Consider the following 21875-nt stretch of genomic DNA (forward strand, 5'->3'; position numbering starts at 1 on the left):
CTTGCACAACCGCAAACACACGCGCGGTCATGCCTGCCGTGCTTTGCGCAAGGGGGAAATCAGGCCGCGCTCAAGCCGAAAACGAGCGGAAGAAGCCGACCACCTGTTCATAGACCGGCCTCTTGAACGGGATGATCAACTCGGGGAGGCGCTCCAGCCGCTCCCAGCGCCAGTCCGCGAACTCGGCCTTGTGACCGCCCCACGGCTGGTGAACGTCGATCTCGGAATCGGCTCCCTCGAAGCGGAACGCGAACCATTTTTGCGTCTGGCCGCGGTACTTGCCCTTCCAGGCCCGGCCAGCGACCTCGTGCGGCAGGTCATAGGTAAGCCAGTCCGGCGCTTCCGCCAGAAGCGAGATCGAGCTGGCGTTGGTCTCCTCGCGCAGTTCACGCCGGGCTGCAGCGACCGGCTCCTCGCCCTTGTCGATGCCGCCCTGCGGCATCTGCCAGGCATGCCCGCCGTCGACGTGCTCGGGACCGGCCTCCGCCTTCCGCTTGCCGATGAAGACGAGCCCGGCCCGGTTGAACAGGGCAACACCGACACAGGGCCGGTACGGCAGCTTGTCGAGGTTCATCGCTGGATTCCGGGGCTGCTGGGGAACCCTGATCATAGCCGCTTGGGAAAGGCGTTGCATCCCGCGGATGCGGCATCTCCGTTTCTTGCGAGCGGAATGCCCGGTGAAAGGCCGGGCCTTGACCCGGTCCGGCGCTTGCGGCTCTCTGGCGCGCCGATTTGCCTGTTCCGGAATGCCGATGTCCCGCTCGACCCGCGCCACCGTCGCCCTCGACAGGCTCGGCATCGCCTATGCCCTGCACGAATACGCGTACGACCCCGACGCGCCGGCCATCGGAATGCAGGCGGCCGAGGCGCTCGGCGTGGACCCGTCCCGCGTCCTCAAGACGTTGATGGCGCTCGTCGACGGCAAGCCGGTGTGCGTGGTCGTGGCGTCGGACCGGGAGGTGAGCATGAAGAAGCTCGCCGCCGCGGCGCGGGGAAAGTCGGCCCAGATGATGAAGCCCGCCGATGCCGAGCGCGCCACCGGCTACCATGTCGGCGGCATCAGCCCCTTCGGCCAGAAGAAGCCCGTCCCGACCTTCGTTGCTGCTCCGGCGCTGGCGCTCGAACGCGTTTTCGTCAATGGCGGCCAGCGCGGCCTGCAGATCGAGATCGCCCCGCCGGAACTGGTGAGAGCCCTCGGGGCGAGGGCCGTGGAGCTGTACTAGCCCGGCCGAGCCGTCTGGTGCTTCTAGCGTCGCGCCAGCGGATAGGCCCGCTCAACGCCGCTCGCGACGAGGGACGCTGCGACGGCCTTGACGATGTCGCCGGGGATGAAGGCGAGCGAGCCCAGCGCCGCCTTCTGGAAGCCGAGCGCCGCCGGTCCGAGCGCCAGCCACGTGATGCCGCAGGCGTAGAGGACGAGGATGCCGCCGACAATGGAGGCGGCCAAGTAGGGCAGGGCGCGCCGCAGAGGCGGCGCATCCGGGTCGGTCCCGCGCACCAGCGCTCCGGTGACATAGGCCGCCGCCAGCCAGCCGAACAGGAAGCCGGCCGTCGGGCCGGAGAAGACCGCGAGCCCGCCCCGTCCGCCCGACAGGACCGGCAGGCCGATGCCGACGAGAACGATCACCACCAGGACCGCCAGCAGACCCCTGACGGGGCCGAGCACGAGGCCGGCCAGCATCACGCCCATCGACTGCAGCGTGATCGGCACCGGGATGAAGGGGAGCGGGATCGGCGGGATCAGCCCCAGCGCGACGATGAGGGCGGCAAACAGCGCGATCAGCGGGATGTCACGGTTCATGGCGGGTTCCGTCGGGAGAGACGCGGTTCCTGGACGCCCCGTCCCAGCCGCGGGCTGCCAGGGCGAGGGTGAGGGCGTCGGCGCGGCGCAGGCAGCGCACGACCAGGGGCACGGCCAGCGCGACAGGGTGGCCGCCGAGCCCCCGTGCGGCCTGCGCACGGCGGATGGTGCGCGCCTCCTCCGCCAGCACCGGCACGAAGCGGATGGCGAGCGACACCGTCAGCGCGGCTCGCGCGGCGTCCAGGAGACCAAGCCGCTCGAGTGGCAGCAGCGCCCGCTCGAATGCCGCCAGCAGCTCCGGCGTCGGCGTGCTCACCGCGACGGCGTGGGCTGTGGCGAGGAGCGCGAGCAGCCTTGCGAAGGAGACCGCGCCGGCCTGCCACTCCTGCGTGAGCGCGTTGACCACACCGACCACGACGATGGTTGCGAGTGGCCAGGCAATCTCCCGGGCGATGACGCGCGGGGCTACGCCCGTGGAGGCGAGCAGCGCGAGCGCGACCATAGCCAGCACGAAAGCCCACTGGCCCGGCGCCAGGGCGGCCGCCAGGCCAAACGCGACGAGGAAGCCCAGCTTCCACGCCGCCCTGGCACGGTGCAGCGGCGTCGTTCCGGGGCGATACAGGGCGCCGATCATCCCATGACGTCCCGGTAGAAGCGCAGGGATGCCTCGGGCGGGCCGTCGGCGGCTACCCGGCCTTCATGCAGAACGACGACACGGTCGAACCCGAGCAGCAGGTCGAGGTCGTGCGTCACCACCAGGATCTGATGCGGCAGGGCACGCAGGATGTCACGCAGGCGGTTGCGGTTGCGCAGGTCGAGGAGGGCGGTGGGCTCGTCGAAGAGGATGGTGGCGGGTTCCATGGCCAGCACCGCGGCAAGCGCCACGAGCTGCCGCTCGCCCCCGCTCAGCTCATGAACGCGCCGCTGCGCCAGGGCGCCGATGCCGAGATCGGCGAGCATCGCCTCCGCTTTGCGGCGGCCCTCCTGTGCCGAGAGCCCCTGCGCCTTCAGCCCGAAGAGCAGGTCGTCCATGACGATCGGCATGACGATCTGGTTGTCGGGATCCTGGAACAGGTACCCGACCCGCTTCCGCACGGCCTTCCCGTCGCGCTGCGCATCGAGCCCGGCCACCAGAATGCGGCCCGAATCGGGCTGCTCGAGGCCGTCGATAAGGTTCAGGAGCGTGCTCTTGCCCGATCCGTTCAGCCCGACGATGCCGATGCGGCGCTCGTCCAGCGTGAGCGACAGCCGGTCCAGCACGGTCCGCCCCTCACGCGCCACGCTGATCCCGTCGAGAACGATCCCGGCGGACGCGTCGGCGGCTGGCACGGCTGTTCGGGAGAAGAATGGGCGCATGGGGACCGGAGCGGCAGCGTCGCGCCCATCCTTACCCGCAATGCGCCCGGTGTGAAATGACCCGTCGGGCTACGCCGCTCCGCGCGCGTCCAGCTTCTCCCGCGTATCCTCCTCGATCCCGTCCGCCTCCGGCGTCTCCTCCGGCGGCGTGGCTCCCTTCACGGCGGCATCGCGGGCCAGCGCCAGGGTTCCTGCCATGGTGGTGACGACGGCATCCGCGCCGATGGACCGGCGCAGCGACTCCATGTCTTCGCGCGGGGCAGCCGACCAGTAGCAGACGATGATGGACGCCTCCGGCGCCCGGCGCCGGATGCGCTTCACGGCGTAGCGCATGCTGCCCTCGCCGCGCAGGTCGACATAGGACAGGCACACCATAGTAACGCCCTTGGGATCGAGCTGAAACAGCTTCGCGCTCGACAGGGCGTCCGGCCCCTCGGCCCGCGCGCCGAGGCCGTGTTCGGTGAAGGCGTGGGCCAGCATGTTCGCACCGGCTTCGTCGAGCGGACTGCGCCCCGCGATGCACAGCACGGGCGTGTCGGCGTGCCACTCCGGCCCGAGTTCATCCGGACGGACGAGGAGGCGCATGTCGATGCCGTCCTCCTCCGCGATCGCGTCGGCGTCGCGCCCGCGCAGACGGTCGAGCCAGCCCGTCTCGTCTTGCGAGAGGTCAGCCACCAGCTCGCGCACGGACGAGCGGATGTTCTCCAGCTGCGTCTCGGTGAGCGAATTGCGGCTGTGATCGGCGAGCGCGAGCCTCAGCCCGCCCAGGCCGATCTCGTCGTAATATTCGATCAGCGTGTGGTCGACGAGGTGAGCCTCCGCCTGGTCGGCCGCCTCCAGCGGGTCTCCGGCCAGCATGCGCTGGTAGAAGATCTCCTGCGGCGAGAGCGGCGGCCTGTCGCCCAGCATCACGTCCAGGCTTTGCAGGCGTTCGACGTGCCGGCCAAGCACAACCAGGCACACGGTGAGTGGCGTGGCCAGCACAAGGCCGATCGGTCCCCACAGCCACGTCCAGAACGCCGCCGAGATGACGATGGCCACAGGCGAAAGGCCGGTCGAATGCCCCTGGACCAGCGGCTCGATGACGTGCCCGACGAGCGGCTCGACGATGATGAAGAGCAGCGCCGTCCAGATGACCATTGTCCAGCCGGGATCGACGGCAATGGCCAGCGCCAGCGGGAACACCGCCGCCATCACCGCGCCGACATAGGGAATGAACCGCATGATGGCGGCGATGATGCCCCACAGCACGGGGGAGGGGATGCCGATCAGCCACAGCCCCAGCGCGATGACGCAGCCGAACCCGCCGTTCAGGGCGAGCTGGGTCAGGTAGAGGCGGCTCAGCCGGTGGGCGGCATCGTCCATCGCCGCGGTGGTGCGCTGGATGTCCTGCGAACCCGCGAGCCGGATCAGCCGGTTCCGGAGATCCTCTCGCTGCAGCAGGATGAACACCACGAAGATGATGATCAGCCCGGTCGTGGCGATCGGATGGATCAGCGGTTCCATCAGGCTGCGCAGCGTCTCGAGCCCGGTGGCTTCCGGCGTGTGGACCTCCACCGGAATAGGCTTTGCTTCCTGCCGGGTATCCGGCGGAACGGCGGGCGTCTGCACGGGCTGCGGTGTCGCGGTGGGCGGCGCGGTGCCCGATTGCGCCTGCTGGCGGTTGGCGTCCTGCCGCTTGTCGTTGGTTCCGGAGATCTCGCGGCCGAGCGACTGCAGCACCGCTGCGGCGCGAGTCAGGGTGCCCTGCCCGGCCGTCATGCCCTTCAAGTCCTTCACTTTCTCGCGGAGCGTCGACTGGTATCGCGGCAGGTCTGATGCGAGCGAGGTGACCTGCGTGGCGACCAGCGTGCCGAGCCCGAAGGCGATGGCGAAGGCGACGAGCACGACGAAGGGAACGGCGATGCCGCGCGGAATGCGCCATTTCTGAAGCTTCCGCAGCAAGGGCGCGAGGACAAAGCTGAGCAGGATGGCGAGCGCCAGGGGCACCAGGATTTCGCGCGCGAAGTAGAGCACCGCCGCGATGAGCAGGACGGGGAGCAGCAGTTCGGTGACCGTCGTCCCTTCGGGGCGTGCGGCCGGCTCGACGCCTCGCGTTTGTGGCAGTGCTGGCACGAGATCTTCTCCGCTCCTGCCCTGCCCGCGGCGGAGGCGCGGGGCACAGGTCAGGCAGAGGGCACAACGGCCACGATCATGCTTGGTTCCCGGCCTTGCGGCCGGTTTTGCTCAGCGGACCGGTTCCAGCACCAGAATCAGCGTGGCGAGCGGCGGCAGCGTGAGCGTTACCGACCAGGGCAGGCCATGGCTCGGCGAGGCCTCGGCGGTCACCCCGCCCATGTTGCCGACGTTTGATCCGCCATAGCGCTCCGAGTCGGTGTTCACGGCCTCGCGGTAGAAGCCGGCGGCGGGAACGCCGAAGCGATAGCCTTCGCGCGGCACGGGCGTGAAGTTGGACACCACCAGCGCGACCCTGTCCGGCGTCGAGCCGAAGCGGGCCCAGGCGATGACGGAGTTGTCGCGGTCGTCGGCCACCAGCCAGCGGAAGCCGATCGGCTCGCAGTCGTGCTCGTGCAGGGCGGGAGTGTCGCGGTACACGTGGTTGAGGTCTCGCACGAGGTCCTGCACGCCGCGGTGCATTGGATCGCCGGTCAGGTGCCAGTCGAGGCTCGCATCGTGGTTCCACTCGCGTTCCTGCGCGAACTCGCCACCCATGAAGATGAGCTTCTTGCCGGGATGCCCCCACATAAAGCCGAAATAGGCGCGCAGATTGGCGAACTTCTGCCAGCGATCGCCGGGCATGCGCTGGATCAGCGAGCCCTTGCCATGCACCACCTCGTCATGGCTGAGCGGCAGGACGAAGTTCTCGCTCCAGGCGTAGAGCAGGCCGAAGGTCAGGTCGTGGTGGTGGTGGGCGCGATAGACCGGGTCCTTGCCCATGTAGCTGAGCGTGTCGTGCATCCAGCCCATGTTCCACTTGAAGCCGAAGCCCAGCCCGCCCGTGTAGACGGGCCGTGACACGCCGGGCCACGCGGTGGATTCCTCGGCGATGGTCATGGCGCCGGGTGCCACGGCGTAGGCCGTCTCGTTCATGCGCCGGAGAAAGGCGATGGCCTCCAGGTTCTCGTTGCCGCCATAGCGATTGGGCACCCACTCGCCGGCCTTGCGGGAATAGTCGAGGTAGAGCATCGAGGCGACCGCATCGACCCTGAGCCCGTCGATGTGGAAGCGCTCCAGCCAGAAGCGGGCATTGCCGACGAGGAAGGCCATCACCTCCTCGCGCCCGAAATTGTAGATCAGCGTGTTCCAGTCGGGATGGAAGCCCTGGCGCGGGTCGGCGTGCTCGTAGAGGTGCGTGCCATCGAAATTGGCCAGCCCGTGCGCGTCGCTCGGAAAGTGCGCCGGGACCCAGTCGAGGATGAGGCCGAGGCCGGCGGCGTGGCAGGCGTCGACGAAGGCGGCGAAGTCGTCCGGCGTGCCGAAACGGCTGGTCGGCGCATAGAGCGACACCGGCTGGTAGCCCCACGACCCGTCGAAGGGGAACTCGGTGATGGGCAGGAGCTCGATATGGGTGAAGCCCATGTCGCGCACATAGGGAACCAGCCTGTCGGCGAGCTCGCGATAGGTGAGGAAGCGGTCGCCCTCGTCCGGCACACGCGCCCATGAGCCGAGATGGCACTCGTAGACCGACATTGGCGTGTGCCGCGGATCGTGCGCGGCGCGAGCCTGCATCCAGCCCTCGTCAGCCCAGCGGTGCTCCGGCGCCCGGGCCAGCACCGAGGCCGTGCGCGGCGGATGCTCGGCCGCGAAGGCCAGCGGATCAGCCTTGAGCGGCAGCATGCGGCCCGACGCGTCCTTCATCTCGAACTTGTAGGCGGCGCCCGGCCCCAGACCGGGGACGAACAGCTCCCAGATACCAGCCTGGTGCCGCAGCCGCATGGGATGGCAGCGGCTGTCCCACCCGTTGAAGTCGCCGACGATAGAGACCCGCCGCGCGTTCGGCGCCCAGACCGCGAATGAATAGCCTTCTACCCCGCCCAGCGTGCGTGGCTGTCCCCCGAGCGCGTGCCAGAGCCGGTTGCCGCCGACGTCGCGGATCGCGGCGAGGTCGTCCTCGTCGAGCACTGCGAAGAAGGAGTAGGGGTCGTGCCGCACCTCCGAGACGTAGCCCCAGTCGATGCGCAGCCTGTAGTGCGGGCGGTGCTCGCCTTCCATGGCCGCGACGAAGAAGCCGGCCTCGTCGAGGCGGTGCATCGGCACCTCCGGCGCGTCGCCGAACGGCACCACGGCCGCGGCCGCTGCGCCCGGCAGCATCGCCCGGACCTCCCAGCGGCCTTCGCCGACGGGATGCGGGCCGAGAATGGCAAACGGGTCACCGTGGTCGCCAGCGAGGATCCGGACCAGATCGTCACGGCTCACGGAGAAGCCCGGCACGTCCGTACCCTTGCGTCCGTCCCGCGCCATTCCGTTTCCTCCCGGCATCGTCACGCGCCCGTTCGGCCAAAGCTATACGTCTTTGCGCAGCACGGCGACGGGTAAGGTCGCAAAGGCGTCCGCGGCGGTGAGCCGGCCATCGCGCCCTGAAACAACTCGCCGCGTGAGCACGTCGCGCCATGGGCCGCTGGGAAGCTGCACCTGCGTGCCGCTCCAGGCCTCCGGCGACGGCGACAGCGTGTCTGCGCCTGCATCCGGGACCGTGCCGGCCCGCAAGGCGGCAACGGTGACGATCTCCTCGCCACCATGCCGGCGCGCGAAGGCGAGAACCTGACCCGCCCGCGACCCGTCAGCTTGCAGCGGGCGATAGTCGCCATGGGCGAAGAGCCCCGGGCTCGCTGTGCGCTCGGCGAGCAGGACGCGGGTCAGGCGCTGCTTGACCCGGCCATCGGTCCATGACGCCGAGAGCTCCTGCCACTGGGGCGCGCCGGAGAGCCCCTCGCGACGCGCCACGTAATCCACCGGCCTGCGATTGTCGGGGTCGACAAGCGACAGGTCCCAGAACTCGGTGCCCTGATAGATGTCGGGCACGCCGGGCAGAGTGAGCTTCAGCCCGGTGCGCGCCAAAGCGTTGAGGGCTCCGGACCGGGCAAGGCGGCGGGCGAGGGGGCGGAGCTCATCAGTCAGCACGGAGCCTTCGGACGCCACCGCGGCGACGAGGCGGCTCATCGCCTCCTCGTAGGCTTCGTCGGGCCGCAGCCAGCCCGTATGCCGTTTCGCTTCGCGCAGCGACTTCGTCATCGCTTCCGACAGGCGATCCTGGAAGGCCTGCCAATCCCCCGGGTCGTCGCCATGCAGGAGCGCCATGGGCCAGGCACCGAGAATAGTCTGCAGCAGGATCGAGCGGTCCAGCGCGTCCGGTGCATCGCCGAGGCCGCGCTCCCGGCAGAACGCATCGAAGCTTGCGACCGCCTGCCGCCACGCGTCCGGGCTGTCGGACAGTGCCAGAAGCCTGGCCCGCACATCCTCTCCACGCTTGGTGTCGTGCGTTGCGCTGGCGACCATCGCGTGCGGCCAGCGCTCCGCCCTCGCAGCGATGCGGCGATGGAACTCCTCGGGGTCGAGCCCGAAGGAATCCGGGTCGCCGCCCACCTCGTTGAGCGCGACCAGCGGCGTCCAACGGTAGAACAGCGTGTCCTCGAGGCTCTTGGCCATCAACGGACCCGTCAGCTGCTCGAACCGCCGCACGAGCGCCTGCGTGTCCTCGTCCGGCGCATCGGCCAGGAGGAGAGAGGCGATGAAGCGGTGCGGGGCGTGGTCGGCTTCCTCCGTCGTGGCGACCGCCGTCTCCAGCGCGTGCGTGATCACCTCCCGGTCGGCGGGCGTGGGCGGGCCGGCCATCCGGTAGGTGCGGTAAACCGGGAAGACGGCGAGGATGTCGGCCAGCGCCGTGCGCAGCCGGCCGGCGGTCACGTCCCGCGTGCGCCGGTCCCGCGCGGCGAGGGTCGTCAGGCCGGCGACGATGGCGTCGCGCTCGGCAGCAAAGCCCCTGTCGAGCGTATCGCGGCGGATCTTGCGCAGGGCCGTGGCGAAGTCCGGATCGCCTCCGGCATCGCGATGGAGGGCCTCCAGTTCCGCACGTGCGTTGCGGTCGACGAAGAGTCCGTCGATCCAGGCCAGGGCGTCGTAGCCGGTCGTGCCCTGCACCGGCCAGTCCGGGAGATCCTCGCCCGGCTCGAGAATTTTCTCGACCACAATCCAGGCCGCCGGTCCGGCCGCTGCGCGCAGGCGCGTCAGGTATTCGCCGGGGTTTGCCAGGCCGTCGACATGGTCGATGCGCAGCCCGTCGATCCGCCTGTCCCTGACATGGCGGAGGATCATGGCATGCGTCGCCTCGAACACCTCCGGACGCTCGACGCGCACGCCGGCGAGTTCGTTCACCTCGAAGAAGCGGCGGTAGTTGATGTCGGTTGCGGCGGTGCGCCAATGCGCCAGCCGCCAGGGCTGCCGTTCCAGGAGTTCGTGCCAGCGATCGAAGCTCTCCGGCAGGCCGGGCTTTCCAGCCAGCCCCGCCAGCGCCGCGTCGATTGCGGCGCGCACGCCGGCCTCTTCCCTGATCGCGCTCGCGACCGAGCGGGCTAGATCGCCGCCGGCGCGGACCCGGTTGTCGCCAGCTTCGCTCTGGAGGGCCTCCGACGCGGCGGCCAGGCTGCGCAGGACGGGCGCGGCCTCGCGCGACAGCGCGGCGGCATCGGCGAGAATGGTGTCCCATGTCGCGGGATCGAGCGGGAAGGGCGTGTCGTGCGCCAGCGCGACGAACCCCTCCGCATCGTCCCAGGCAGGCTTGATCCCGCCTGCCTCCAGCATGTCGCCATAGGGCTCGCCAAGCGACGGCAGCACGAGCCGGCCGTCGGCACCGGGCCTGTCCACATCAACGTCGAAGGCCGCGGCGTGCGGCGAGTTCAGCCCATACCTGAGAAGCGACATCCACCAGGGATTGGCCGGACCGATGCCCATGTGGTTGGGCACGATGTCGACGATCAGCCCCAGGCCGTGCCGCTGCAGCGCCTCGCAGAACCTGAGGAAACCCTCCTCGCCGCCGAGCTCCGGATTGATGCGCGCGGGGTCGGCGACGTCATAGCCGTGCGTGGAGCCCGGCCGCGCCAGCTGGATCGGCGAGGCGTAGACATGGCTGACCCCGAGCCCGGCAATGGCGGGTAACGCTGCCTCCGCGTCGGCGAAGGTGAAGCCCGCATGGAACTGCAAGCGGTATGTCGCGCGTGGCACGCGCACGCCGCCCTCGCTCCGCGCAAGCCCGTCCAGCCCGTCCATGCCCCACTCCCCGCCCATTGCGCAGGCCGGGAGAACGCACTGCAACGCGGTTTCGTTGCCGCGCCGCAGCGAGGCCGGAGAGAGCTTGCGCCGCGCTTGTAATCGGGGTCGGTTTCACCGATATAGGGCGCGGGAGGTTGGCGGTGGACGTTCCACTCGCCAACCGGGTCAGGTCCGGAAGGAAGCAGCCCTAACGAGATCGGGCGGGTCTCTGTCCAGCCTCCCACCTTCGCGGCACGCTGCCCGATGGCCGTCGCCCGGCCCGTCCGCTTCGAGGCCCGATGAGCGACGACAGCATGTCCGATCCGACGACACCGGCCGTACAGGACGGCCCCGGGTTCGATCTCGGCCCCGTCCCTGCGCCGGCCGTGAGTGCGCAGCCCTACCGCGTGCTCGCCCGCAAGTACCGGCCGCAGACCTTCGAGGATCTGATCGGCCAGGACGCGATGGTACGCACGCTGCGCAATGCCTTCGCGGCCAACCGCATCCCGCAGGCCTGGATCCTCACCGGCGTGCGCGGCGTCGGAAAGACGACCACGGCCCGCATCCTCGCCCGGGGGCTCAACTACATCCTGCCCGACGGCTCCGGCGCCCCCACGGTCGACCTGCCCGGTGAGGGCGTGCATTGCCGCGCCATCATGGAATCGCGGCACGTCGACGTGCTGGAGATGGACGCCGCCTCCCACACCGGCATCGACGACGTGAAGCAGATCACGGACGGCGTGCGGTACTCCCCGGCCTCCGCCCGCTACAAGGTCTACATCATCGACGAGGTCCACATGCTTTCGGAGAAGGCGTTCAACGCCTTCCTGAAGACGCTGGAGGAGCCGCCGTCCCACGCCAAGTTCGTCTTCGCCACGACAGAGATCCGCAAGGTCCCCGTCACCATCCTGTCGCGCTGCCAGCGGTTCGACCTGCGCCGCGTCGAGGGGTCGGTCCTCGCCCGCCATCTGGCCTCGATCTGCGAGCGCGAGGGCGTGTCGGTCGAGCCGGAGGCCCTGGCGCTGATCGCGCGTGCGGCCGAGGGGTCGGTCCGCGACTCGCTGTCGCTCCTCGACCAGGCGATCGCCCACGGTGCCGGGCACGTCGAGGCGGAGACGGTGCGCACCATGCTCGGCCTCGCCGACCGCGGCCGCGTCATCGACCTCTTCGAGGCGGTGATGCGGGGCGACGTGGCCCGGGCGCTGGCAGAGCTGCGTGACCAGTACGACAGCGGTGCCGACCCGGTGGTCATTCTCTCCGACCTCGCCGAGTTCACGCATTTCGTCACGCGCCTGAAGATTGCTCCCGAGGCGGCGCGCGAGTCGACCGTGACCGAGGTCGAGCGCACGCGGGGCCAGGGCTTCGCCGTGCTGCCCATGCGCGTCCTCTCGCGCACCTGGCAGATGCTGCTGCGCGGCATCGCCGAGGTGCAGGCCGCGCCGCGGCCGGTCATGGCGGCGGAGATGGTGCTGGTTCGCCTCGCCTACGCCGCGGACATGCCGACCCCTGACGAGGCGATCCGCAGCCTCTCGGGTCCGCCCGCGGCCGGCGGCGGGCCTGCTCCCTCGCCGGGCGGCGGCGGCGGAGGTTCCGGCGGAGCCCGCGCGCAGATGGCGGTCGCCACGCGCTCCGAGCCGCAGCGCGCCCCGGCCATGCCGGCGACGGCCCCCGCCGCGCCCTCCATGCGCCTCGCCCGCTTCGAGGATCTGGTGGCGCTGGCCGCTGAGAAGCGCGACATCGGCCTGAAGCTCGCGCTGGAGCGCGATGTGCGGCTGGTGCGCTTCGAGGACGGGCGGATGGAATTCGCCCCGGCGCAGGGCGCGGCGCCCCAGCTTGCGGCCGACATCTCGCGCAAGGTCTCGGAATGGACGGGCCGGCGCTGGATCGTCGCGCTGTCGTCCGACGCCGGCCAGCAGACGCTGAAGGAAAAGGCCGACGAGGAGGCGCGGGACCGCAAGTCCGGCGTGCGTTCGGACCCCGTCGTGCGCGCCGTGCTGGAGCGCTTCCCCGGCGCCGAGATCGTCGACGTGCGCGACAACCAGCCGGCCGAGGCACAAGGCGCGGCCAGCGACGCCGCCGAGCCGGGAGAGGGGTCCGAACCGTGGATGGACCTCGACGGCCTCGGTGAGGATTTCTGAACCGCGAGGAAGCGGACGGAGGATTCGATGAAAGACCTGATGGGCATGATGAAGAAGGTCCAGGAGATGCAGTCGAACATGACTGCGCTCCAGAACGAGCTCGAGACGATCGAGGTCGAGGGCCAGGCCGGCGCCGGCATGGTGAAGGTGGTGATGACCGCCAAGGGCCAGCTGAAGCAGGTCTCGATCGACCCGAGCCTGCTGAAGGCCGACGAGAAGGAGATCGTCGAGGACCTCGTCGTCGCCGCCGTCAACGACGCCCGCGCCCGCGCCGAGAAGACGGCCGCCGACAAGATGCAGGCGCTCACCGCGGGCCTTCCCATCCCGCCCGGCATGAAGCTGTTCTGAGGCGCGATGGCCTCCGTCACCGGACCCGAGATCGAGCGGCTGATCCAGCTGCTGGCGCGCCTGCCCGGCCTCGGGCCACGCTCGGCGCGGCGGGCCGCGCTGCATCTCGTCAAGAAGCGCGAGCAGCTACTCGGCCCGCTGGCCGATGCCATGCGCGTGGCCAATGAGCGCATTGTCGTCTGCAGCACCTGCGGGAATGTCGACACGATTGATCCCTGCACGGTCTGCCGGGACCCGCGCCGCGACCAGTCGATCCTCGTGGTCGTGGAGGACGTCGCCGACCTCTGGGCGCTGGAGCGTGCCGAGGCCGTGACAGCGCAGTACCACGTGCTGGGCGGCACGCTCTCCGCCCTGGACGGAATCGGCCCCGGCGACCTCAGTCTCGACCGCCTCGTCGCACGCGTCGCCGAGGGGAAGGTCCACGAGGTCATCCTGGCGTTGAACGCCACGGTGGAAGGCCAGACCACGGCCCACTACGTCACCGACCTCCTGGCGCCGCATGGCGTCAAGGTCACCCGCCTCGCGCATGGCGTCCCGGTCGGCGGCGAACTCGACTACCTCGACGAAGGCACCCTCGCAGCCGCTCTCCGGCAAAGGACGAGCCTGTAGGCGCGACCTGCTTCCGGCATGGCCGGAGCACAGCGGCGAGGCGACCCCAGAGGCGGGTGCAGGTCTCTATTCCGCGAAGTAGCGCTCCAGCACGCCCTCGTAGATGCGGGTGAGGGCTTCGATGTCGGCGACGGCGACGTGTTCGTCGACGGCGTGCATCGTCTTGCCGACGAGGCCGAACTCGACGACGGGGCAGTGGTCCTTGATGAAGCGCGCGTCCGAGGTGCCGCCCGTCGTCGAAAGGGCCGGAGTGCGGCCGGTCACGGCGGCGACAGCGGCGGAGACCATTCCCACGAAGGGCCCGGGTTCGGTGACAAAGGCGGTGGCATTGCTCGGCTTGAACTCCACCGAGACGCTCACGCCCGGCAGTTGCACGTGCGAGATCCGGCGACGGATCTCGGCCGCCAGTGTCTCCGGGGTCCAGAAGTCGTTGAAGCGGACGTTGAACGCGGCGCGAACCGTGCCGGGAATGACGTTGTCGGCCGGGTTGCCGGTGTCGACCGTGGTCACCTCGAGGTTGGATCGGTCGAAATGGGCGTTGCCGCCGTCGAGCGGTTCGTCAAGCAGGGCGGCGAGAAGCGGCGCCAGCGCCCGGACCGGGTTGGCCGCGAGATGCGGATAGGCGACGTGCCCCTGCTTACCCTCGATCGCGATGCGGCCCGACAGCGAGCCGCGCCGGCCGATCTTGATCATGTCGCCCAGCGCGTCGGGATTGGTGGGCTCGCCCAGCACGCAATGGTCGAAGCGCTCGCCGCGCGCCTTCGCCCACTCCAGGAGCTTCACCGTGCCGTTGACGGCAGGGCCCTCCTCGTCGCCGGTGATCAGGAAGGCGATGGAGCCCTTCGGCACGCCGCTGCGAGTGACATGCCGCAGCGCGGCTGATACGGAGGCGGCGACGCCGCCCTTCATGTCCGCCGCGCCCCGGCCGAACAGCAATCCGTCCACGACGTCGCCGGAGAAGGGCGGACGGTTCCAGCGCGCCTCGTCGCCCGGGGGCACCACGTCGGTATGCCCGGCGAAGACGAGGCAGGGCGAGCCCTCGCCGATGCGGGCGTAGAGGTTGACGATGTCGGGCGTGCCCGGCGCTGAGAACACCGGCCGCTCGACCGCAAACCCCGCCGCCTGCAGCATGTCCGCGAGCAGCGCCAGCGCCCCGCCCTCCTCCGGTGTCACCGAGGGGCAGCGCACGAGCGCCTGTGTGAGCGCGACGGGATCGGCGGGGTTGAACATCAAAACGCCTTTGGCAAGCCTGCCTGCTTCAGGACTTCATTCATCGTATGCCGCGACTTGCTGGTGCGAGGCACGGTCACGGATGCACCGGTTTGCGGGTGCCACCAGCTCTCATGGCTTCCTTTCCCGGAACGCCGGAGCTGCCAACCGGCACTTCGCAACAGGGTCGCGAGTTGCCGATAATATTCGGCCATTAAGCGGGCGACAACGTGAGGCTTTCCTCGGCTTTGACCGTGAAAGTTGCACCACGAGGATCAATTCCCTGGATTTCGAGAAAGTCGGGCAAGACCAACTCGATCTCTTCCAGGAGTCCACTCCATTCTCCGGCTTCGACGACGAGGCCGGGCCATGCGGCACTCGTGGCCAGCCAGACCTTGTCGTCATCCAGCCATCTGGCTTCGATCGGAATGTGCACCGCCATCCGCGCAGTCTCCGCCCGGGTCCGCCCGGCTGTCAACGCGCCAGCGTGGCCTCAATCCCGCAAAAGCTCGTTGATGCTGGTCTTCGAGCGTGTCTTCTCGTCGACGCGCTTGACGATGACGGCGCAGTAGAGCGACGGGCCGGGCTCACCGTTCGGGAAGGGCTTGCCCGGCAGGCTGCCGGATACCACCACCGAATAAGGCGGCACCCTGCCCATGTGCACCTCGCCGGTGGTCCTGTCGACGATCTTGGTGGAGGCTCCGATGAACACGCCCATCGAAATCACCGAGCCCTCGCCGACGACGACGCCTTCCACCACCTCCGACCGTGCGCCGATGAAGCAGTTGTCCTCGATGATGGTCGGGCCCGCCTGCAGCGGCTCCAGCACGCCGCCGATCCCGACGCCGCCGGACAGGTGCACGTTCTTGCCGATCTGGGCGCACGAGCCCACGGTCGCCCAGGTGTCCACCATCGTGCCGCTGTCGACATAGGCACCGATGTTGACGAAGGAGGGCATCAGCACCACGCCCGGCGCGATGAACGCCCCGCGGCGCACGGTGCAGTTCGGCACCGCCCGGAACCCGGCCTTGCCGAATTCGGCCGCGTCCCAGCCGTCGAACTTGGAGGGCACCTTGTCCCACCACGCGGCGCCGCCCGGGCCGTTGCCGATGATGCGGTTGTCGTTGAGGCGGAAGGAGAGCAGCACCGCCTTCTTCAGCCATTGATGCGTCGCCCAGGAGCCGTCGGCCTGCTTCTCGGCGACACGGGCCTCGCCGGAGTCCAGGAGCTGCAGCGCGCGGGTGACCGCGTCGCGCACCTCGCCTCCTGTAGAGGCGCCGATCTCGGTGCGCTTCTCCCAGGCGGCGTCGACGATCCCGGCGATTTCCGTGTGCTGCATGGCGGCCATCTCTCGGCAGGGGGACATGAGGTGGGGCGTCCTCTAGCAAGCGCCGTCCCGCATGTCATCCGGCAAGGCTGCGCTTGCGCCCCGGCCGGGCCTCTGCGAGACGGGAGCATCACCCGGAGCAGGCCATGCGCATCTTCATCAAGGCGCCCCTCGCCATTCTCGCCGACGGAGCGGCCGGCGGCCTCGTCGTCGAGGATGGCGGGATCGCCGAGCTGGTCCCCTCCGGCGGTGCCCCGGCGGCTCCGGTCGACGAGACCTTCGACGCCTCGCGCCACGTCGTGCTGCCCGGGCTGATCAACACGCACCACCACTTCTACCAGACGCTGACGCGCGCCCATCCCTCCGCCATCGACAAGGAGCTCTTCCCCTGGCTGCAGGCGCTTTATCCCGTCTGGGCGCGGTTGACACCGGAGGGCCTGCGCCTGGCCGCGCGCGTCGCCATGGCCGAGCTCCTGATGTCGGGCTGCACCACCGCGTCGGACCACCACTACCTCTACCCCGCCGGGCTGGAGCAGGCGGTGGACATCGAGGTCGAGGAGGCGCGCAGCCTCGGCATCCGCCTCACCGTCACGCGCGGCTCGATGAACCTGTCGCAGAAGGATGGCGGCCTGCCGCCCGACAGCGTCGTCCAGGACGAGGACACCATCCTGGCCGATTGCGAGCGGGTGCTGTCGCTCTTCCACGACCGCTCGGCAGGCTCGATGACGCAGGTGGCGCTGGCGCCCTGCTCTCCCTTCTCCGTCACGCCCCGGCTGATGCGCGAGAGCGCGGCCCTGGCCGAGCGCTGGGATTGCCGGCTGCATACTCATCTGGCCGAGACGCGGGACGAGGACGCCTACTGCGCCGAGTTCTATGGCTGCCGGCCCCTCGAGTTGCTGGAGCAGGTGGGCTGGCTCGGGCCCCGCACATGGCTGGCGCATGGGGTCCACTTCACCTGCGAGGATTGCGAGACGCTGGGCCGGGCCGGCGTCGGCGTCTGCCACTGCCCCACCTCCAACGCCGTGCTCGCCTCCGGATTCTGCCGGACGCGGGAGCTCGAGGCGGCCGGCGCTCCCGTCGGGCTGGGGGTCGACGGCTCGGCGTCGAACGACAGCTCCAACCTGATGGAAGGCGTGCGGCACGCCGTGATGACCAACCGGCTCCACTATTTCTCGGCCGCTGCGGTGAGCCATCGCGACGCCCTGCGCTGGGCGACGGAGGGCTCCGCGCGCTGTCTCGGCCGCTCCGACATCGGCCGCATTGCGCCCGGGATGCAGGCCGATCTCGCGCTCTTCACGCTTGACGAGTTGCGCTTCTCCGGCGGGCAAGACCCGCTGGCCACGCTCGTCCTGTGCGGTGCGCACCGGGCCGACAGGGTGATGGTGGCCGGGCACTGGCGCGTCCTGGATGGAATCCCGGTCGGCCTCGACATTGCCGGGCTTCGCAGGCTGCACGGCGAGGCGGCACGACGCTTCGCCTGAGGCGGCCGTTCGCTCGGATTGGAGTGAACCGGTTCAGACCCGGCAAACTGTATCCTTCAACTCTGGATTTAACGCGCCGTGGGACGCTGGGCGGACCTTCCCCCGGGGACCGCGCGGATGCTCGGCTTTGTTCTCGACAATGTCTCGTTCCAGGGGCGCGCCCGCAGGCTCGACTACTGGCTGATGGCGCTGGTGGGTCCGGTGGTGCTGGCCATCATCGCCGTGGGCACGATGGCGCTCCTCGGCCGGCTCGGCCTGTTCCTGACGGGCATAGCGCTGCTGCTCTACCTGTTCGTCTCGCTCGGCCTGCATGTGCGCCGCCTGCACGACCGCGAGATGTCCGGGCACTGGCTCTGGCTGTTCTGGGGCGCTCCGGCCGTCCTGCAGGCCATGGGCGAGGCTGCCCACAAGCCCGCCCTCGCCACGTTCTGCAGCGTGGTCGCAGGCATCATCGGCCTGTGGTGTCTCGTCGAGCTCGGCTTGTTCCGCGGCACCGAGGGGCCGAACACCTACGGCGACGATCCCGCCAGGGGCTGAGCCCCTCAGGGCTGCGGCGTCTCCGCCGCCGGCAGCAGCTCGCGCAGAAAGCCGGTCAGGTCGCGCGTGGTGTGCCGGATATAGGGGGCTTCGACAGCCTCCTGCTCGTGCGCGTCACGGAAAGGGTCGGGCACCTTGGGCAGCACCAGCACGGTCTGCATGCCGAGCGCATGCGGCACGACGAGGTTCTTCGCCAGATCCTCGAACATGGCCGCGCTCTTCGGATCCACGGCATGGGCCTCGAGGAAGCGCTCATAGGTGCGGGCCTCGGGCTTCGGCACGAAGTCGGCCGCGACGATGTCGAATATCTCCTCGAAATGGTCGCGGATGCCCAGCCTCCCCGCCACGTTCTCGGCGTGGCGGCGCGAGCCGTTGGTGAGGATCAGCTTGCGCCCGGGCAGTGCCTCGATGGCGAGGCCGAGCGCCGGATCGGGATCGAGGAGCGACAGGTCGATGTCGTGCGCGAAGGAGAGGAAGTCCTCGGGCTCGATGGCATGCTCGTCCATCAGCCCCTTCAGCGTCGTGCCGTAGCGCGTGTAGTAGAACTTCTGCAGGGCGCGGGCGGACATCAGGTCCAGCCCGAAGAACTCGGCGATGAACAGCGTGATGCGCTCGTCCACCTGCGGCCAGAGCTGCGCTTCGTGCGGGTAGAGCGTGTTGTCGAGGTCGAAGATCCAGGTGTCGACGTGGTCGAACGGGCCGGGAGCGACGGTCTGGGCGGGTGCCGGCGGGGGAGTGTGTCGGGTCATCGGTCCTCTGTCCCGCGAGCGGGACTGCTCAATCTATGCCTCCGCCGTCGACCGTGCAACGCGCGCGGCGATCAGCCCTGGCGTGCCTGGTCGGGGATCTCGATGCGGAATACGGCGCCGGGCTCGCCCGGCAGCACGGTGATGCGCCCGCCATGGGCCGAGACGAGCTCTGCGGCGATGGTCAGGCCGAGGCCCGTTCCGCCGTCCCGGCCGGAGGTCTGGAACGCCTTGAAGAGCCGCAGGCGCTGCACCTCCGGGATGCCGGGGCCATTGTCGGCCACGTCGATCGTCACCACCGATCCGCGCCGCCGCGCCGACACGGTCACAGCCGGCGCCACAACCCCGGGCAGCGAGAGCGCCTGTTTGGCGTTGCGCCCAAGGTTCACCAGCACACGAGAGAGCTGCTCGGGATCGGCGTCCACCTCGAGGTCTGTCGGAACGGCATTGATGAGGGCGACGCCCTCGCCGTCCCACAGGCCGAGCGCGTCGCGAAGGTCCTCCACCACGGGTACGAGCGGCAGGCGCCGGCGCATCGGGGGCGGCTCGGCCGCCCGCCCATAGGCGAGCGTCGCCTGGCAGAAGGCGATGGCCCGGTCGAGTGCCGTGATCAGCTTTGGCGCAAACCGCTGCACGGTGGGGTCGCTGATTGAGGAGAGCCTGTCGGAGAAGAGCTGCGCCGAGGCCAGCATGTTGCGCAGGTCGTGGTTGATCTTGCTCACCGCGAGCCCGAGGTCGGCGAGGTGTTTCTTCTGGCGCAGTTCGTCGGCAAGCGTGCGCTGCATGGCGCCCAGCGCGCGCTCGGCGAGACCGATTTCGTCCGTTCGCTTGCGTCCGGGGATCAGCACGGCCGCTTCGGGACGCTCCTCGAACGCCATGATGCTGGTCGTGAGGCGGCGGACGGGCTGTACGATGAGCCTGTGGAGCGTGGCGTAGACCAGGACTGCCGTAATTGCCGAGATGACCAGCGACAGCAGGAGGATGTTGACCGAGTAGTCCAGCATGGCGTCGCGCAGCGGGCTCTCGTCCAGCACGATCTCGACGAAGTCGACACCCTCCATGCCCGGTCCCACAACGCGCAGATAGCGCGGCTGCTCGGCGGCAAGGGTCTGGAAGGCGTCCGCCACGAGGTGGGTCTCGCGGACGTTGCGAAGGTCGATCTCCGCATGGACTTCCGGCGGCATGTCGGTCACCGCGATCAGCCGGCGTGCACCGCCCTGCTTCATGGCCACCGTGAGCGCGCCGACCTGCGAGACGAGCCTTCGCTCCAGTTCCGGAGGCACGGCGCCGGCTGGCGCCGCGTCCAGCACCAGCGCCGCCAGCCGCGCCGATGCGAGCCTGTCCTGCAGGAAGCGAAGCCTGAAATTGGCGATCGAGGGGACGTAGATCAGAACCTCGGCCAGCATCACAAAAAGCACGGTGAGCGTCAGGAGGCGGGCTGACAGGCCGAACCGCACGGCCGTCGGCGGGCGCCTCTGCGCCTGCGGCGCGGGCTGTGGGGCGTGCGGCTCACTGGACGGACCGGTACCGGGCGTGGCGCGCGAGGGGCCGGCGCCCGACTCGGGCGCATCCCTCAGCACACGGTCTGCCGCCGGATCGTTGGCGTCCATGGCGAGCGGCCCGTTGCCGTCGCTACCCGAAGATCCGCAGGACGCGAACGAGCCGCGCCAGGCCGGGACGGCGCAACTGAGGCGCGTAGAACGAAACGGCTGCGCGCTTCGATACCTCTGAGAAGGTGGGGTACGGCATGACCATGTCCCGGAAGTCGGACATCTGCAGGCCTTTCCGCAGCGCGAGGATCCAGGGGACGATCAAATCCCCGGCCCGAGCACCGACAATTGCGGCGCCAAGAACGGCACCCTTCTGCGTGCAGATGAGCTTGATCTCACCGCGGGTCAAGCGTTCGGCACGCGCGCGGTCGTTCTCGCTCAGCGGGAAACGGAGGACCGTTATCGCCTTGTGGAGACGCCGTGCCTCGTCTTCCTGCAGGCCGACCACGGCGATTTCAGGGTCGGTGTAGACGGTAGCGGGCACCAGCCGGGGATCGAACGCGCCCGACAGCCGGAACACGGCGGCGCGGAAAGCGAGCCCGGCCTGTTCTCCCGCGACATGCGTGAACCGGAGCGATTGCTCGCCGCCGACGCAGTCTCCGATGGCGTAGACACGGCGGTTGGAGGTGCGCATCGCCTTGTCCACCAGCACGCCCGTGCGGTCGTGGCGGATGCCTGCCGCCTCGAGCCCGATCCCGTCGAGGGCCGGCACGCGGCCCGTGGCGACGAGGAGATGGCTGCCCTCGACCTCGAAGCCGGGCCCGACCTCCGGGCTGGCGGAGACGGTCACCCCGCCGCTGTCACCCGCCCGAACGGCGGTCACCTTCGCCCTTTCATTCAGCGTCACCCCCTCGGCCCGGAGTGCCGCGAGTGCGTGTGCCGCGATTTCCGGATCGATGCGCGCCAGCGCCGGTCCCGAACCCACCACGGTGACCTGCGACCCCAGCCGCCGGAACGCCTGCGCGAGCTCGATGCCCACCGGGCCCGCGCCGAGCACGACGAGGTGGGCCGGCAGCGCGTCGAGGTCGAACACCGTCTCGTTCGTCAGGTAGGGGACCCCGTCCAGCCCGGCGATGTCCGGGATGAGGGGCCGCGAACCGGAGGCGAGCACGAAGCGCCGCGCCTTGATGGTCGTGTCTCCCACCGCGAGCGTCCTGGCACCCGTGAAGACAGCCTCGCCCCGCAGCACGCGCACGCCCATCGCGGTGTAGCGGCCCTGCGAGTCGGTTGGCGCGATGGACGCGATGACGTCGCGCACATGCGCCATCACGCGCGGGAAATCGACCGATACGGGGCCGGCGTCGATGCCGAACCGGCCGGCCTCCCTGGCGGAGTGGGCGGCATGGGCCGCCGCGAGCAGCGCCTTGGAAGGCACGCACCCGACATTGAGGCACTCCCCGCCCATCCGCGCACGTTCGACCAGGACGCAGGGCACGCCGAAGGCCGCGGCAAGCGCGGCCGCCGAAAGGCCCGCCGAACCAGCCCCGATCACACAGAGATCGGGTGTCAACGTCTCGGCCATCGCTCC

At 69.7% G+C, this 21875-nt stretch carries 20 protein-coding genes and 1 other RNA gene; 7 read left to right on the forward strand and 14 right to left on the reverse strand.

Features of this window, described 5'->3' with window-relative positions:
- Nucleotides 1-70 precede the first annotated feature (70 nt).
- Nucleotides 71-574 carry an RNA pyrophosphohydrolase gene (locus tag AC5JCN_RS20565; protein WP_495756953.1) on the reverse strand — a complete coding sequence of 168 codons (504 nt, stop codon included), beginning with the start codon at nucleotides 572-574 and terminating at the stop codon, nucleotides 71-73.
- Between the two features lie 178 nt (nucleotides 575-752).
- Here AC5JCN_RS20565 and ybaK point away from each other — a divergent pair, with 178 nt between their 5' ends.
- Nucleotides 753-1223 carry a Cys-tRNA(Pro) deacylase gene (gene ybaK / locus AC5JCN_RS20570; protein ID WP_495756954.1) on the forward strand — a complete coding sequence of 157 codons (471 nt, stop codon included), beginning with the start codon at nucleotides 753-755 and terminating at the stop codon, nucleotides 1221-1223.
- 23 nt (nucleotides 1224-1246) lie between these two features.
- On the opposite strand, the gene AC5JCN_RS20575 is transcribed toward ybaK, so the two are convergent.
- The 6 genes from AC5JCN_RS20575 to treY form a co-directional block, all read right to left on the reverse strand.
- Nucleotides 1247-1801, reverse strand: coding sequence for a biotin transporter BioY (locus AC5JCN_RS20575; protein WP_495756955.1), 555 nt, complete (start codon nucleotides 1799-1801; stop codon nucleotides 1247-1249).
- The gene (locus AC5JCN_RS20580; RefSeq protein WP_495756956.1) at nucleotides 1791-2435 is read right to left on the reverse strand and encodes an energy-coupling factor transporter transmembrane component T family protein; all 645 of its coding nucleotides are present in this window, start codon (nucleotides 2433-2435) and stop codon (nucleotides 1791-1793) included. Before AC5JCN_RS20580 ends, AC5JCN_RS20575 begins: the two co-directional genes overlap by 11 nt.
- Nucleotides 2432-3157: an energy-coupling factor ABC transporter ATP-binding protein gene (locus AC5JCN_RS20585; RefSeq protein WP_495756957.1), complete on the reverse strand. Its 726-nt coding sequence runs from the start codon at nucleotides 3155-3157 to the stop codon at nucleotides 2432-2434. The genes AC5JCN_RS20580 and AC5JCN_RS20585 overlap by 4 nt, the downstream gene beginning before the upstream one ends.
- A 69-nt stretch (nucleotides 3158-3226) precedes the next feature.
- A complete protein-coding gene (locus AC5JCN_RS20590) occupies nucleotides 3227-5272 on the reverse strand; it encodes an AI-2E family transporter (RefSeq protein ID WP_495756958.1) in 2046 nt (681 codons plus the stop codon).
- Nucleotides 5273-5383: 111 nt separating this feature from the next.
- Nucleotides 5384-7618, reverse strand: coding sequence for a 1,4-alpha-glucan branching protein GlgB (glgB, locus tag AC5JCN_RS20595; RefSeq protein ID WP_495756959.1), 2235 nt, complete (start codon nucleotides 7616-7618; stop codon nucleotides 5384-5386).
- A 42-nt stretch (nucleotides 7619-7660) separates the two neighbouring features.
- Nucleotides 7661-10420: a malto-oligosyltrehalose synthase gene (gene treY / locus AC5JCN_RS20600; RefSeq protein ID WP_495756960.1), complete on the reverse strand. Its 2760-nt coding sequence runs from the start codon at nucleotides 10418-10420 to the stop codon at nucleotides 7661-7663.
- 131 nt (nucleotides 10421-10551) lie between these two features.
- On the opposite strand from treY, the gene ffs reads away from it, so the two are divergent.
- The 4 genes from ffs (at nucleotide 10552) to recR (ending at nucleotide 13497) form a co-directional block, all read left to right on the forward strand.
- An RNA gene (gene ffs, locus AC5JCN_RS20605) (signal recognition particle sRNA small type) lies at nucleotides 10552-10648 on the forward strand.
- Nucleotides 10649-10701: 53 nt separating this feature from the next.
- Nucleotides 10702-12540: a DNA polymerase III subunit gamma/tau gene (locus AC5JCN_RS20610; RefSeq protein WP_495756961.1), complete on the forward strand. Its 1839-nt coding sequence runs from the start codon at nucleotides 10702-10704 to the stop codon at nucleotides 12538-12540.
- Between the two features lie 27 nt (nucleotides 12541-12567).
- Complete coding sequence (locus tag AC5JCN_RS20615) at nucleotides 12568-12888, forward strand: YbaB/EbfC family nucleoid-associated protein (RefSeq protein WP_495756962.1); 321 nt, start codon at nucleotides 12568-12570, stop codon at nucleotides 12886-12888.
- A gap of 6 nt (nucleotides 12889-12894) precedes the next feature.
- Nucleotides 12895-13497: a recombination mediator RecR gene (gene recR / locus AC5JCN_RS20620; RefSeq protein ID WP_495756963.1), complete on the forward strand. Its 603-nt coding sequence runs from the start codon at nucleotides 12895-12897 to the stop codon at nucleotides 13495-13497.
- A 66-nt stretch (nucleotides 13498-13563) separates the two neighbouring features.
- Here recR and dapE read toward each other — a convergent pair whose 3' ends face one another.
- Genes dapE through dapD form a run of 4 tightly spaced genes read right to left on the reverse strand, consistent with a single transcriptional unit; the run spans nucleotide 13564 to nucleotide 16045 of the window.
- Complete coding sequence (dapE, locus tag AC5JCN_RS20625; RefSeq protein ID WP_495756964.1) at nucleotides 13564-14727, reverse strand: succinyl-diaminopimelate desuccinylase; 1164 nt, start codon at nucleotides 14725-14727, stop codon at nucleotides 13564-13566.
- Nucleotides 14727-14921, reverse strand: a complete 195-nt coding sequence (locus AC5JCN_RS20630; protein WP_495756965.1) for a type II toxin-antitoxin system HicA family toxin — start codon at nucleotides 14919-14921, stop codon at nucleotides 14727-14729. The genes dapE and AC5JCN_RS20630 overlap by 1 nt, the downstream gene beginning before the upstream one ends.
- Nucleotides 14921-15148, reverse strand: coding sequence for a DUF1902 domain-containing protein (locus AC5JCN_RS20635; protein ID WP_495756966.1), 228 nt, complete (start codon nucleotides 15146-15148; stop codon nucleotides 14921-14923). The genes AC5JCN_RS20630 and AC5JCN_RS20635 overlap by 1 nt, the downstream gene beginning before the upstream one ends.
- 51 nt (nucleotides 15149-15199) lie before the next feature.
- A complete protein-coding gene (gene dapD / locus AC5JCN_RS20640) occupies nucleotides 15200-16045 on the reverse strand; it encodes a 2,3,4,5-tetrahydropyridine-2,6-dicarboxylate N-succinyltransferase (protein WP_495756967.1) in 846 nt (281 codons plus the stop codon).
- A 134-nt stretch (nucleotides 16046-16179) separates the two neighbouring features.
- Here dapD and AC5JCN_RS20645 point away from each other — a divergent pair, with 134 nt between their 5' ends.
- Nucleotides 16180-17514 (forward strand): 8-oxoguanine deaminase, encoded by a 1335-nt coding sequence (locus AC5JCN_RS20645; protein ID WP_495756968.1) that lies wholly within the window; start codon nucleotides 16180-16182, stop codon nucleotides 17512-17514.
- 117 nt (nucleotides 17515-17631) lie between these two features.
- Entirely contained in the window at nucleotides 17632-18051 is a 420-nt protein-coding gene (locus AC5JCN_RS20650; protein ID WP_495756969.1) for a DUF805 domain-containing protein, read from the forward strand.
- Nucleotides 18052-18056: 5 nt separating this feature from the next.
- On the opposite strand, the gene AC5JCN_RS20655 is transcribed toward AC5JCN_RS20650, so the two are convergent.
- From AC5JCN_RS20655 to AC5JCN_RS20665, 3 genes are all read right to left on the reverse strand, one after another.
- Nucleotides 18057-18800 (reverse strand): pyrimidine 5'-nucleotidase, encoded by a 744-nt coding sequence (locus AC5JCN_RS20655; protein WP_495756970.1) that lies wholly within the window; start codon nucleotides 18798-18800, stop codon nucleotides 18057-18059.
- Between the two features lie 71 nt (nucleotides 18801-18871).
- The gene (locus AC5JCN_RS20660; RefSeq protein WP_495756971.1) at nucleotides 18872-20407 is read right to left on the reverse strand and encodes a sensor histidine kinase; all 1536 of its coding nucleotides are present in this window, start codon (nucleotides 20405-20407) and stop codon (nucleotides 18872-18874) included.
- Nucleotides 20408-20429: 22 nt separating this feature from the next.
- Nucleotides 20430-21869, reverse strand: a complete 1440-nt coding sequence (locus AC5JCN_RS20665; RefSeq protein ID WP_495756972.1) for a dihydrolipoyl dehydrogenase family protein — start codon at nucleotides 21867-21869, stop codon at nucleotides 20430-20432.
- Nucleotides 21870-21875 lie beyond the last annotated feature (6 nt).

The sequence above is a fragment of the Alsobacter sp. genome, assembly GCF_059501845.1.

Coding starts and splice junctions, on each gene's coding strand:
- AC5JCN_RS20665 (WP_495756972.1), bottom strand. CDS start 21,869: ATGGCCGAGACGTTGACACCCGATCTCTGTGTGATCGGGGCTGGTTCG.
- treY (WP_495756960.1), bottom strand. CDS start 10,420: ATGGACGGGCTGGACGGGCTTGCGCGGAGCGAGGGCGGCGTGCGCGTG.
- AC5JCN_RS20635 (WP_495756966.1), bottom strand. CDS start 15,148: ATGGCGGTGCACATTCCGATCGAAGCCAGATGGCTGGATGACGACAAG.
- AC5JCN_RS20580 (WP_495756956.1), bottom strand. CDS start 2,435: ATGATCGGCGCCCTGTATCGCCCCGGAACGACGCCGCTGCACCGTGCC.
- ybaK (WP_495756954.1), top strand. CDS start 753: ATGTCCCGCTCGACCCGCGCCACCGTCGCCCTCGACAGGCTCGGCATC.
- dapD (WP_495756967.1), bottom strand. CDS start 16,045: ATGCAGCACACGGAAATCGCCGGGATCGTCGACGCCGCCTGGGAGAAG.
- AC5JCN_RS20645 (WP_495756968.1), top strand. CDS start 16,180: ATGCGCATCTTCATCAAGGCGCCCCTCGCCATTCTCGCCGACGGAGCG.
- dapE (WP_495756964.1), bottom strand. CDS start 14,727: ATGTTCAACCCCGCCGATCCCGTCGCGCTCACACAGGCGCTCGTGCGC.
- AC5JCN_RS20585 (WP_495756957.1), bottom strand. CDS start 3,157: ATGCGCCCATTCTTCTCCCGAACAGCCGTGCCAGCCGCCGACGCGTCC.
- AC5JCN_RS20660 (WP_495756971.1), bottom strand. CDS start 20,407: ATGGACGCCAACGATCCGGCGGCAGACCGTGTGCTGAGGGATGCGCCC.
- AC5JCN_RS20615 (WP_495756962.1), top strand. CDS start 12,568: ATGAAAGACCTGATGGGCATGATGAAGAAGGTCCAGGAGATGCAGTCG.
- recR (WP_495756963.1), top strand. CDS start 12,895: ATGGCCTCCGTCACCGGACCCGAGATCGAGCGGCTGATCCAGCTGCTG.
- AC5JCN_RS20630 (WP_495756965.1), bottom strand. CDS start 14,921: ATGGCCGAATATTATCGGCAACTCGCGACCCTGTTGCGAAGTGCCGGT.
- AC5JCN_RS20565 (WP_495756953.1), bottom strand. CDS start 574: ATGAACCTCGACAAGCTGCCGTACCGGCCCTGTGTCGGTGTTGCCCTG.
- AC5JCN_RS20610 (WP_495756961.1), top strand. CDS start 10,702: ATGAGCGACGACAGCATGTCCGATCCGACGACACCGGCCGTACAGGAC.
- AC5JCN_RS20575 (WP_495756955.1), bottom strand. CDS start 1,801: ATGAACCGTGACATCCCGCTGATCGCGCTGTTTGCCGCCCTCATCGTC.
- AC5JCN_RS20650 (WP_495756969.1), top strand. CDS start 17,632: ATGCTCGGCTTTGTTCTCGACAATGTCTCGTTCCAGGGGCGCGCCCGC.
- glgB (WP_495756959.1), bottom strand. CDS start 7,618: ATGGCGCGGGACGGACGCAAGGGTACGGACGTGCCGGGCTTCTCCGTG.
- AC5JCN_RS20655 (WP_495756970.1), bottom strand. CDS start 18,800: ATGACCCGACACACTCCCCCGCCGGCACCCGCCCAGACCGTCGCTCCC.